The organism is Thermococcus sp. Bubb.Bath (assembly GCF_012027595.1).
GTDB lineage: Archaea > Methanobacteriota_B > Thermococci > Thermococcales > Thermococcaceae > Thermococcus.
In genome coordinates, this window is record NZ_SNUR01000001.1 from 777,608 (window position 1) to 789,772 (window position 12,165).

Genomic DNA, 12,165 nt, shown 5'->3' on the forward strand with positions numbered 1-12,165 from the left:
AACCTAGAAAATTATAAAGATTCCGGGGATAAAAACGAATAAAAACAGAAAAGCAAACAGCGGTTTTAACCCCTAATCCTCTTCCACACAGTGCCCTGTGGCGTGTCCTCGAGCTGGATTCCGAGCTCCCTCAGCTCCGCCCTTATCTTGTCCGCCAGCGCGAAGTTCCTCTCCTTCCTAAGCTGAGAGCGAACCTCTATGAGGAGCTTTATCAGGGCCTCTTCTTCTCCGGCCTTCTGTTCCTTGAAGTAGTCCTCGAAGATTCCGAAAACCTCGCTCACCATCTTGAAGAACTCCCAGGCCTTCCTCAGAATGCTCTCCTTCGGCTTCTCGACCTGTGTCAGGTAGCGGTTGACGGCGTTGCTCACCTCGAAGACCGGTTTGAGGGCCTCAGCTGTGTTGAAGTCGTCATCCATAGCCTCGTAGAACTTCTCCCTCGCGTTTCTGATGGCCTCATAAGCTTTGAACTCTTCCTCCCCCCACTTGAAGGATATCTCGGCCCTTTCCATCGCCACGCGGATGTTCTCGAGGGTGTTATAAAGGCGCTCAAGGTTGTTCTTGGCGTGCTCAAGACCCTCCTCAGTGTAGTCGAGGGGTGACCTGTAGTGCCTCTGCAGGACGAAGAGCCTTATCACCTCCGGGTCGTAGCGCTGGAGGGCTTCCCTTATCGTCACGAAGTTGCCGAGGCTCTTGCTCATCTTCTCGCCGTTCACCATGAGGAAGCCCGTGTGCATCCAGTAGCGGACCCACTCGTGGCCGGTGCACGCTTCCGTCTGGGCTATCTCGTTCTCGTGGTGCGGGAAGATAAGGTCGTTTCCTCCGCCGTGGATGTCAAAGCTCTCTCCCAAATACTTCGTGCTCATCGTGGAGCACTCGATGTGCCATCCGGGCCTTCCCTCTCCCCACGGGCTCTCCCACTTGGGCTCTCCGGGCTTGGCCTTCTTCCAGAGGGCGAAGTCTTCTGGATTCTTCTTGCCCTCACCGGGCTCAACGCGGGCCCCCTTAACGAGCTCCTCGACCTTTATCTTACTCAGCTTTCCATAGTCCTTGAACTTCCTGACTTCAAAGTAGACTCCATCGCTGCCTTCGTAGGCGTAGCCCTTCTCCTGGAGCTTCCTTACAAAGTTAATGATGTCCTGGATGTGCTCAGTGACACGGGGATAAATGTCAGCAGGCTTAACCTTTAGGGCGTTCATATCTTCTAGGAAATATTTGAGGAAGTTCTCCGCGAGCTCCTTGGGGTCTCCCCCAGTTTCATTTGCGCGCTTGATGATTTTATCGTCTATGTCCGTGAAGTTCATGACCATGAGGACTGTGTAGCCTTTGTGCTCAAGGTAGCGCCTTATCACGTCGAAGGCGATGTAAGTCCTCGCGTGGCCGATGTGGGTGTAATCGTAAACCGTTGGCCCGCAGACGTACATCCTGACCTCGCCATCTCGCAGGGGTTTGAACTCCTCCTTCTGCCTCGTCAGGGTGTTGTAGATTTTGATCCCCATTTTCACCACCGGGCGCTTTTGGGAGTGGCTTTTTATTAGCTTATCGTTGCGGGAAAGCTTAAAAACCACCCACCCAAGTGGGGGTAGAAGAAAGGAGGAGGTTATGCTTATGACGAAGGTTCAGAAGGGAGACGTTGTAAGGCTCCAATACACGGGAAAAGTCAAGGAAACCGGCGAGATATTCGACACGACTTATGAGGAAGTCGCAAAAGAAGCTGGGATTTACAGCGAGAAGGGCATCTACGGCCCGGTCCCGATAGCGGTTGGAGCGGGCCACGTTCTCCAGGGCCTGGATGAGCAGCTCGACGGCCTTGAGGTTGGAAAGAAGTACAAGATAATCGTTCCGCCCGAGAAGGGCTTTGGGAAGCGCGACCCCAAGCTGATAAAGGTGTTCACCCTCGGCCAGCTCAGGAGGGCCGGTATTTACCCCATCCCCGGGATGCCGATAGAGCTTGAGACGAGCGAGGGCAAGAAAATCAAGGGGAGGGTAATGACAGTCAGCGGTGGAAGGGTCAGGATAGACTTCAACCACCCCTACGCCGGCAAGCACCTCGTCTACGAGGTTGAGATAATCGAGAAGATAGATGACCCGATAGAGAAGGTCAAAGCCCTCATAGAGCTCCGCATGCCCAAGGTTGACCGCGACAAGGTCATGATCGAGGTCGGCGAGAAGGACGTCACCATCGACTTCCACAGGGTCCTCGACCAGATCGACAAGAACACCCTAGTTCTCAGCGAGATAGTTCTTGAGAGCGACCTGAAGTTCATAGGCTACGAAGAGGCCAAGTTCAAGCCGAACGTTGAGGAGCTCCTCAAGCCGCCGGAGGAAGAGGCCGAAGAGGAAGCCGCAGAAGAGACAGCGGAAGTAGAAGAGAAAGCCTCCGAATCGGGGAAAACCGCTGAGGGAACCCAGGAAACATCCAGAGAAGGCGAAGGGGAAGGAGAATCCGCCGAGGCCTCTAAGGGCCAGGAGAAGACTTCTGGAGAGGAAGAGACCGGAGAGGAAGCCCCATCCCCCGAGGAAGAAAAGGCTGAAGAGGGCCCGGCTGAAGAAACCTCCGAGAACCATGAGGAAAGCGCGGGCGAGTGAGCCCAAACTTTTATAGTCTTTTCTTTTCCAGTTGTTTAAGGTGGGATGATGGACTCGCTTCAGAGGGAGAGGCTTAACAGGCTCGTGATGGACCTCACCCACAGGTTCTCACGGGAGGACGAGAAGAAGATAAAAGACGCCCTCCTCGCCATGAGGAGAGTCATGGAGATTCCGATAGCATACATAGCACCATCCTCACGTTACCATCCGGTTGTCGTGTTCAAAAGGCGCTTTGGCAACGTTGAAAAGGAAGCCATGGTATCCCTCCTGGAACTCAAGGTGCTGAACAGGTACAACATGCCCGGATGGAGGAGGAGCGTGGAGTTCCGCCTCGACAGGGACGTGGTTTTCATCGAGCACGTTGGGGGCGTCGAAACCCTCTTCATAGGGGAGCCCGGAACCCTATCGCGCCTGAGGGACGCGCTCCGCAGAATACTGGAGCAGATGAGCTTCAGGCCGAGGAGCTTCGTCCTCTTCTACAACCACATCTACATGGACTTCGGAAACAACCGCTTCATCAACCTCGAGCTTAGAGGGAGCGACCTGACGATACGGTTCGTGAACCTGAAGCCCAGCGAGGCAAGCAGGCTGCTCGGAAAGGCCATTCCATATATGGACTCGACCTTCGGGAACAAGAACGCCGACTTCTACAAGCTCCTTTTCATATACGCCTCTGAAACAGCAGGAACCTTTGACTGGTTCTTCCACCGCTACGTTATGCCCCGCTTGAATCCGGAGCAGCGGAGCTTCCTTGAGGACATGCACGACTACCGCAACTTCATCCAGCTCTTATACACCCAGGTTTCAAGAATAAACAGGGACAGGCTCGGCGACGAAGTCGGCATCAGGGTCGTGAGGCGCTCAAACCCAAACAGGCCGCTGGAAATAGGCATAGCGTTCACAAACAGGGGAATTCTCATAAGGAGATACCCCAACACGGTAACCCTCAGCTTCATGGTGTGAGCCCATGGAAAGAGCCTCCATTCTCTTTTTCACCTTGCTCCCGCTGGTCATTCTCGCAAGGTACTCTCCTTTTGGGGAAGGATTGGGGGCATGGGCGGCATGGTTGCTGGTGGTTTATCTCGCGGTTCCCCTCGTTGCTTCAAAGGCCCTTGGGTTCAGTTTGAGAGAAGTCGGGATAAAGTCACCTAATAAGAAGGGGCTCAGGATTACTCTTATTCTACTGATTTTCGCTGCATTTCTAAGCGTGGAAGGAACTCTTGTTCCCTCAATGGTGGCCTACTACCCCAGGTTCGCTTTCGATGGCTGGTGGGGTTTTCTGAGGGGGGAACTGATAATGGGGACAATAATGCTCGCCCACGAGGCTTTCTTCAGGGGCTTTCTGCTCTTTCCGCTCGCCAGAAAAAACAGGTGGGGGGCGATAATTGCCCAGGACGTTCCCTACGCGCTGGTTCACATAGGAAAGCCAGGAATTGAGATCCCATACTCTCTTCTGGCGGGGATAGTCTTCGGCTGGGCCGACATAGAGGGGGAGAGCTTCGTTCCCAGCTTTCTCGTGCACTGGATTGGATCTGCGTTCTTCGACCTCCTGTGCTTGCTTGCGAAAACTGGTCACCTGCCGTGGATTTAATCCCCTTTTCTCCACAGAGGAGCTACAAACACAGCGGAGAAAGGAAAGGGAGAAGCAAAGAAAATGAAAACTCACTGCAGCATGCCCTCAAGCTTCTCAACGAACTGGATGCTCCTCTTTATGTCCGCGAAGTAGTTCTTGGCTCTCTCGACGTGTTCTTTCTCGACCCGTCCGCCGCCGGCCAGTACGCTGGCTGGGGAAAGCAGCTGGACGGCATAGCGCAGGCTGGTCTTCTCTCCGAGCTCCGCAAGGTATTCAATGGCCTCCTCGCTTATCTCAACCTTTTCCTCCTTGGCGCGGATTTTGACTATCTCCCTGACTTCCTCCTTCTTGTAGGGACGGGTGTTGATTATGAGGAGCCTGTCGAGCATGTCTATCGGAATCCCGTGCGGGGCTTTTATGTCGGTTCCCCTTATCGTCGTCATGCCCCTGTTCGTCGCCAGGATCAGTATCGGCGCGAGCTCGCCTTCCATTGCCCTGGCGAGGAAGGAGAAGGCCTCTATGTCCAGCATGTGGCACTCGTCGATGAAGAGAACCCCCGGAACCAGGGTGGCCCTTCCCTCTTCTATCCACTTCTTGACGGTCTCGTCAACCCTGCTCCTGATCTCATCGCTTATCTCAGCCCCGGAGCTGAATAGGAGGCCGAAGATGTTGCCGCGGGCGTTGGCAACGTCGAGGTCGTGCAGGGTGACCGTGTAGGTGAACTCCTTGATCTTGAGCACCGGGCCGCTCGGAAGGTTGACCTTCCTCTTGAGGAAGAGGCCTTCCTCCTCCCTAACGGTTCCAATCTTTGATATCCTGCCTGTTTCAGCGTCGATCTGGATGACGTCGCCTTCCTCAACGTTCATGTCCATGAGCTGGTACGCTATCTCCCTTCCGGCCCTTACCGTCTTCTCGTCGTCCTTGGTGCGGAGGGTTATCATGACGCTCTCGGGAACCTCGACGTAGGGATTGAAAGGGTGCCTCGTCTTGTTCACCTCTATCTTCTTGAGTTCCCCCTCGTAGACCTTCTTCTCCTCGCTTATCCTGACGCCGATGGCCCTCCGCATGGCCTGCTTGAGGAACTCCGTCTTGTTGACCTCGCTGGAGTATATCTCGCTCCCCGCTATCTGGACGAAGGGTACATCCTCGCCGAGCTCCCTCGCTATGCCCATTGCTATGGCGGTCTTACCGCTCCCCGTCGGCCCGACGAGGAGAATCCCCTTGCCCGCGAGCTTGCCGCGCTTTATGAGCTCAACGGCTATTCCAGCGGCTTCTCTGGCTTCAGTCTGTCCGACCATCCCATCGGCGATGAACTCAGCCTTCCCGTCCTTGAGGCCGAGTCCCTTTATGTGGGAGTGCATTCCAATCCTCTCGAAGCTTCTTGGGGCGGTTACCTCCTCGATAACTGGCATGTCCTCACCCCCTTAATCTTTCCATGGGTTACTAAAAAAGGGGATTTAAAAATTTGACGCTACATATACTCCCGAAAGAAGTGTTCTATTACCCCAAAGGCTTTCTCTTCTGGCTTGTAGTCCTCAGCAGCTTCTCCAATGAGCCGGTGCTCACTGGCCCGTCCCCTAATGACCAGGGCCCGCCTCAGGGACGGGTAAGCGGCAACTGTGGAAGTGGTTAAAGCTGCAAACGGCGCCGTTATTCCGTAAGGATACAGAAGCTTCCCAAGGAAGAGACCAGATGCAAGGATGAGGAAGCTTAAAACCAAGCCAATCATGCGTTTCCCTTCCGAAATTGGGAACTCTACGTAGGGTACCCTTCCATCAACACCGTCAACATAGGCTCGATACGTGAATAGGCCGTATTTATAGGAGATTCCCCATACGGGGTAATATACCAGACCCTCAGGTTTGATCTCAAAGGTAGGCATGCCCACTGCAACCCTGCTCCAGCGATAGTACTTCTTGGCTTCGTTCTCTAGAAGGGACCTTATCTCCCTCCTGAGAATGCCCTCTGCCTCTTCAACGTCGAGGGTTTTCTCAACAAGCTCACCTGTGACTCTTCCGTCGAAGTACTGTCTTCCCTTTGTCGGCAATGGGTAGTTCACAAGCTCACTAAAGCCCTCCGCCGCGGGAACGCTGACGTAGTTGAAGAACTCCACAAGCCCAGCACCATCTTCTGAGAACACTCCCTTCTTATGCGCCGAGCCGCGGGCCTTGACAAAGAACACATAAAACGGCACCCAGAGGAGCTTCCTCTCAACGAGCCTGGCCTTCCAACCAATGTTGTTAGGCGAAAGCCTCTGGAGTTGTATAAACGAGACGAGCGGCTTCCAGGGGTCTTCCACCTTCAGAGGGTAGGTAAAAACCTCGGACTCCCCAACAACTATCTGAAAGCCACAGTAGGGACAGGTAACCACACCCTTAACCTCAGTCTCGAATTCCGCACCGCAGTTAGGACATTTTATCCTCATCTCTCAACCCTCACGTCCCGCGCCATCTTTTTCCCGTAACCCTTTGCAAGCTCAAAACCAAGGTATGCACCCAATGCGGGAAGCACGAGAAAGAACGCACCGCTCCGTTTCAGCTCCCCAACAAACCTCCAGTATGAAAAGTTTCCATAGGCCGTAAGCGAGAGGGTAGAGATTAATATTCCGGCTAGAACCCACAGAAGATAAGCCATTTTTCTCCAGATTCTGACGGGTTCAACGGCCAGTATCTCTTTTCCAGTACGGCCGTCGTAGGCCACGAAATACGTCCCACCATCGAATTCGTAGTAAACCTTCCACAGGGGATAGAAGACGATTGCGGTCTCCTCAACCTCCCCTTCAAAGCGAAAGCCCTTTACCTCACCGTCGCTAGGAACGTGCTTCTTCTTCGCGAGGTCTGATGCCATGTCGAGGAGGGCAAGCTTCGCCTCCTCAGCCTTAAAATCCGTGTTGAGGAACTCCAGCTCGAGCTCCTCCCACTTTTCGGGGGTGAGGCTTCGTATGGACAGCGGGTTGATCATGTAGCGCAGGTTGTCCTTCAGGTTCTTGAAGCCAAAGTAGGTCCTGACGAACTTCTCCGCGAGGGTTTCCACGGCGATGTCGTAAACACCCCTTCTTCCAGAGATGCACACGATGCTCTCATCTTTGAACTCCTGATGTTTTGTCACCAGTCTTTTCTTATCTCCTTTTTTCTCGTAAACCACAAACCTAATGTAGCCCCTACCAGAAACCCTGCCAAACCAGAGGGGAACGTAGACACCTTCTACTTTGACCACGTGGATCTTTCCCCGAATACCTCTAAAGTCCTTATCCCGTCTCACCCTCTCATTAAAGGAGTGGAGAATCTCTTTCTTGGGCAAACCATCGACAAAAAAGACGTTCTCTTCGGCAAAGATTTTATCATAGGCGTTGGGGTAACCGCAGTATGGACAAACGACGATTATATCCTCAGGTGTTACTTCAAGAGAGGCACCGCAGTGTTCGCACTTGAGGACTTCGATTATTACCACCAGGAAGAAGTAGAATTGAGAGTTTTAAGGTTTTTGGCTCAGGCCGTCGATCCCGGGCATCATTCACCCCAAAGGCCAATCTCATCATCGCCTTGGGTAGTTGGGGTACGGGAATTTAAGGGTTCCCCCAAACAGTCTTATCCCTTCCACCCGTACTCCCCTATGAGGGGGACAAAGGCAACGCCACCGTGGTTTTTGACCTTCACCAAACCATCGGGAAGCTTGAAGACCTCCAAAAGGTCCTGCCAGAGGTGGTAGCTCCCAACGGGGATCAACAGCTTTCCGCCGGGTTTCAGCTGCTCAACGAGAGGCTTTGGAATGTCAGGGGCTCCCGCAGTGACCAGGATTCTGTCATATGGGGCCTTTGGTGGAAAGCCCTTTGTGCCGTCACCGGGAATAACGTGGACCCTGTCAGAATATCCGGCCCTTTCAAGGTTCCTCCTCGCGAACTCGACCAGCTCGGAGATTCGCTCGATAGTGTAGACGTCGGTCTTCACGAGCTCCGCTATCAAAGCCGCGTTCCAGCCACTCCCGGTTCCAATCTCCAGAACGTTCATTCCGGGCCTTAAATCGGCCAGCTGAAGCATTATGGCCACCATGTGGGGAGCGCTCACAGTCTGGCCCGCGGGGATGGGGAGGGGCTCATCAACGTGGGCGTACTTCTTGTATTCCTTCGGAACGAAGAGGTACCTGGGGACGCGGAGCATGGCCTCCCTGACCCGCCCATCATATAAGATACCTTCCCTTTCAAGGGGTTTAATGAGCCTCCCCCAGAGCTCCACTTCAGAGACCTCAGACATTTTATTCCCCACAAAAAAGTGGAGGGTATGTTTGCTTAACGGTTTCGCTCACAGACTTCCAAGGAGGATGGTTAGGAGCTGGGTGGCCGCCTGACCACCACCTCCCATTCCCATCATCTTCTTCATGAGAATTATTCCAGCATACATACCCACCGCGAATATCCACAGCAGAATGACGAAGTAGCGGAGGGAAACGTAGAGGCTTCCTCCGTCGGCGGTCTTTATGGAGAGGGCCGAGAGAAGGGAGTGGATGATCATTATCGTCAGCATGATGTACATGACGAAAGACATTCCCGCGGGGGGGATAACGTGGATTATGTCACCTATGTACTCGGTTGGGATGTTGAGCTGGCCGAAGAGCGTGTTTATGGAGTCCGCCACCTGAAACGAAGCCGCCAGGGAGAACGCAAAAGCGGCGGTGAGACCGTAGATTATACCAACGAAGCTGCCCATGCTCTGCTGTCTCTTCCTCCTGAGCCTGACAAGTCTCTCGAAGTTCCTGCTTATGACGAGACCAACGTAATCCGGTTCAGCACCCATCCTAATGGCTTCCCTGAATATCTCGGAGAATATTCCTATCAGCCAGCTCCCAGTACCTGCTATGAAGAAGTCCCAGGCCCTCTCCCGGTCAACCCTCATCGCCAGGCGGCGGTAGAGAGCCCGGATATCCTCTGTCAGAGAACCGAAGTCGTGGGCGCTGAGGTACTTGAGGACGAGAACGAGGGAGCTTCCGCTTGCGGCCAGTGATGAGCTCATGCTCCTGATGAACGCACCGAAGTTTTCATCCTTTCTGAATATCGACTCTTCTTCCTTCCCCGCCATTCTTCCCACGTAGTAAAGGGGGCTCAGGATCATGGCAACCACAAATGGTTCGGGGATATCAAACCACTTCCTCAGGAGAGTGTAGTAGAGGAGGGCTACGATCACGATGCCCAGCAGCGAAATCTGGAGGGTCCTCCTAAGCCTCTTATCACGCTCCGTAACTATACCGCGGTTTTCTGCCCATATCGGGTCGTCAGGCATCCTAAACTTAATGACGAGAAAAACGCCTATCTCAGCCGCAAGCACCATTGCAAGGGTGTAGAGGGCGAGTTTGCCTATGTCCTGACCTGTTATGATCGGCCCGATGATAATGAAGCTCGCCATGAAAACGACGGAGATGATTATGGATTCGTATATCTCCTTGAAGACATCAAGGTCATAGAGGGCACCCTCATAAAACGTCTGGTAGTCGTCCATAACGGTCTGCTGTTCCTGGAAGAGGTACTCCTTCAGGTCAACGCCGCTGTCGAGGGAGTAGGCCAGCCTGTCGAGGAAATCTGAAAAGACTTTACTCGGGGTTCTCCTGGCCAGGAAACGGAACGCCTCTGGAAGGGAGCGGTGGAGCTTGTGAACTATGACGTACACTTTCCGGAGTTCCGTCGCAATGGCTCCTAGCTTTGGATCTTTGGCAAGGACCTTCACGAGGTCTGCCCTGCCCATCTCACTGGTTGATAAAACGGCAAAGTATGTGATAAAGTACGGGATGCGGGAGGTTATCGAGATTTTCTTGGAGTCGGCCTTTATATAAGGATAAACCGCTGCATAGATAAGCAAGATGAGGGGTATCGCATACATCAAACCTGCCAGCGCCATTGAGAGGCCGAGCAGACGTGTGAAAAGGGCGGTGAATATGAAGAGAACTATGGAAAGGGCTAAGTACGGCAGAAGAACCTTGTTTATGTAGGTTTTCATATCGAGGTCTGCCTTGGTGAACACGCTGATCTTCCCGTCGCTCATGGTCTCACCTCAGATTCTGAAGCTCAGACCCTCAATTCCGCGCTGGTAGAAGGCCTTGATCTCGCGGTAGACATCCCAGTAGTTGGTTATGCCCAGCTCCACCATCCTCTGAAGGATTCTGGCCCTGAGGAAGAGCTCGTTGTAAATCTCCTTGGGATCCTCGTAGCCGGCTACCTCCGCAATCTTGTTCTCAAGGATGTAGGAGTTGTTGAAACCGCGGAATATGTGCTTGTCAGCCACAGGGTCCCACTCAAAGACGTTCCTAGTAGCGACACCGCCGAGCTCCTCGTAGTAGCCCTCTATCTCAACGACGCTAATAGTCCTCCTGAGGAACTTGCCCGTGACGTAGACCGCCTGCTGGAAGACGGCTATGTTAAGGTTGTCGATGAAGGTTATCGGGACGTTTATCGGAGAACCGGTGAAACGCTGTATCATCTTCTTTATATCACCGGCGTGGAACGTGCTCATAACCGGGTGGCCGGTCTGCATTGCCTGGAAGGCTATGGCACCCTCGGCACCACGGATCTCACCGACGATGATGTAGTTCGGCCTCGAACGCAGGGCAGCCTTAAGGAGGTCAAACAGCGTAACCCTGCTCTCCTCCGGGCCGCGCTCCCTCGTTATGAGCCTCTGCCACGTTGGGTGGGGCACCTGGACCTCAGGAGTGTCCTCGGCGGTGTAGATCTTTGAACCGGGCTTGATAAAGGGAATGAGTGAGTTGAGGAGTGTTGTCTTACCCGATGCAGTCTCTCCACAGACGAAAACGCTCATCCCGTACTCGAGGGCGATCCAGAGGTATGCCGCGACCTCTGCGCTGAGAGTTCCCCAACCAATTAGCTGAACAATGCTTATCGGCGTCGCTGAGAATTTACGGATGGTCGCGCTCGGCCCCTTGAGCGAGATATCTGGGGAGTAGATTATGTTGATACGCGAGCCATCTGGGAGGGCACCGTCGACTATCGGGTTCCTGTCACTGAGGGGCCTTCCTATGCGCTCGGCGATGTTCTTGAAGTAGTCGGCCAGCTTAACGTTGTCGCCGAAGGTTATGTTGGTCGGCATCGATTCAAATATCTTGTGAACGAGGGCCACGTAGTTCGCACCTATAATATGGATATCTTCGATGTATGGGTCTCTTGCTATGGGCTCGAGGGGGCCGCTCCGATTATATTCGCGAACTACCGTATAGGGGACCCAAAGATAAAGATAAACATGGCCTACGTAATCGAAGAGATAATGAGGGAGAATCCTGCGCTCCTTGGAAATATAGTCAGAGAGATAGCCAGCATGCTCAGTTCACCAAACGAGATGGACAGGCTCGCGGCCTTAAACTTCATCGCGGCCCTTGGCGAGAACAGCGGCAAGTACGTTACTCCGTTCCTCCCCCGGCTTCTGACGCTTCTCTACGACAAGAACGAGCTCGTAAGGGCCAGCGTCGTTGAGAGCCTGGCGGAGATAGCTGCGAACAACAAAAGGTTCAGGAAGATAATAAAGGCAAAGCTGAGCGAGCTGGATGATAGGAGCGAACTCGTCATGAAGAACGTCCAGGAAGGCCTCATGAAAATCTCCCTGGCGGAGGCCGCGGAGAAGGGAGAATCCGAAGGAGAGGGGGAAGAAAGCTGATTATTCTGAGGAACTCTTCCTTCGTTCTTTTTTCTCCTTCAAATACGGATACCTCGTTATGTGGCCGCATTCAAGGCACTTGACCACCACGTGGCCGTTCCGGAGCCTTACCCTGGCGTTCACTCCAGGGACAAGGAAGGAGTGGCACTTCTTGCAGTACCGCCTTTTCCACCGCCTCGGCATCCTTATCCTAGCTTTCTGCTGGACGGAGAGGGCTATGGAAACGTAGCGGTTGGCGAGCTCTTTATCGTAGGGGAAAACCCTCCCCGCAAGGGTGAAGAGTGTGTCTACCCTCTCAACGGCAATCTGTCGCTTCTCGCGCTGTTCCTTCTCCCTTATTCTCCTCTTTGCCCCCAT

Annotated in this window: 11 protein-coding genes and 1 pseudogene; 4 read left to right on the plus strand and 8 right to left on the minus strand. The window is 53.6% G+C overall.

The features are described 5' to 3' along the window. Positions 1–65 precede the first annotated feature (65 nt). Entirely contained in the window at positions 66–1,496 is a 1,431-nt protein-coding gene (cysS, locus tag E3E29_RS04380; RefSeq protein ID WP_167909906.1) for a cysteine--tRNA ligase, read from the minus strand. A 103-nt stretch (positions 1,497–1,599) separates the two neighbouring features. Between cysS and E3E29_RS04385 the strand changes: the two genes are divergently transcribed. Genes E3E29_RS04385 through mrtA form a run of 3 tightly spaced genes read left to right on the plus strand, consistent with a single transcriptional unit; the run spans position 1,600 to position 4,177 of the window. Next, positions 1,600–2,586 (plus strand): peptidylprolyl isomerase, encoded by a 987-nt coding sequence (locus E3E29_RS04385; protein ID WP_394352968.1) that lies wholly within the window; start codon positions 1,600–1,602, stop codon positions 2,584–2,586. Positions 2,587–2,634: 48 nt separating this feature from the next. Further along, on the plus strand, positions 2,635–3,549 hold the full coding sequence (locus tag E3E29_RS04390; RefSeq protein WP_167909623.1) for a hypothetical protein: 915 nt from the start codon (positions 2,635–2,637) through the stop codon (positions 3,547–3,549). A gap of 4 nt (positions 3,550–3,553) precedes the next feature. Next, a complete protein-coding gene (gene mrtA / locus E3E29_RS04395) occupies positions 3,554–4,177 on the plus strand; it encodes a CPBP family archaeomyxosortase MrtA (RefSeq protein WP_167909624.1) in 624 nt (207 codons plus the stop codon). A 71-nt stretch (positions 4,178–4,248) separates the two neighbouring features. On the opposite strand, the gene E3E29_RS04400 is transcribed toward mrtA, so the two are convergent. From E3E29_RS04400 to E3E29_RS04425, 6 genes and pseudogenes are all read right to left on the minus strand, one after another. Then, positions 4,249–5,571 (minus strand): RuvB-like helicase, encoded by a 1,323-nt coding sequence (locus tag E3E29_RS04400; protein ID WP_167909625.1) that lies wholly within the window; start codon positions 5,569–5,571, stop codon positions 4,249–4,251. Positions 5,572–5,630: 59 nt separating this feature from the next. Next, positions 5,631–6,584: a hypothetical protein gene (locus tag E3E29_RS04405; RefSeq protein ID WP_167909626.1), complete on the minus strand. Its 954-nt coding sequence runs from the start codon at positions 6,582–6,584 to the stop codon at positions 5,631–5,633. Beyond that, positions 6,581–7,609 carry a hypothetical protein gene (locus tag E3E29_RS04410; RefSeq protein ID WP_167909627.1) on the minus strand — a complete coding sequence of 343 codons (1,029 nt, stop codon included), beginning with the start codon at positions 7,607–7,609 and terminating at the stop codon, positions 6,581–6,583. The genes E3E29_RS04405 and E3E29_RS04410 overlap by 4 nt, the downstream gene beginning before the upstream one ends. Before the next feature lie 137 nt (positions 7,610–7,746). Continuing rightward, positions 7,747–8,409 (minus strand): protein-L-isoaspartate(D-aspartate) O-methyltransferase, encoded by a 663-nt coding sequence (locus tag E3E29_RS04415; RefSeq protein ID WP_167909628.1) that lies wholly within the window; start codon positions 8,407–8,409, stop codon positions 7,747–7,749. A gap of 48 nt (positions 8,410–8,457) precedes the next feature. Continuing rightward, entirely contained in the window at positions 8,458–10,188 is a 1,731-nt protein-coding gene (gene flaJ / locus E3E29_RS04420; protein WP_167909629.1) for an archaellar assembly protein FlaJ, read from the minus strand. A 9-nt stretch (positions 10,189–10,197) separates the two neighbouring features. Beyond that, positions 10,198–11,346, minus strand: a pseudogene (locus E3E29_RS04425) (type II/IV secretion system ATPase subunit); the annotation flags it as partial. Between the two features lie 147 nt (positions 11,347–11,493). On the opposite strand from E3E29_RS04425, the gene E3E29_RS11775 reads away from it, so the two are divergent. Continuing rightward, positions 11,494–11,808: a HEAT repeat domain-containing protein gene (locus E3E29_RS11775; protein ID WP_240922778.1), complete on the plus strand. Its 315-nt coding sequence runs from the start codon at positions 11,494–11,496 to the stop codon at positions 11,806–11,808. Here the strand turns inward: E3E29_RS11775 and E3E29_RS04435 are convergent, their stop codons facing one another. Then, positions 11,809–12,165, minus strand: a complete 357-nt coding sequence (locus tag E3E29_RS04435) for a ribonuclease P protein component 4 (protein WP_167909630.1) — start codon at positions 12,163–12,165, stop codon at positions 11,809–11,811.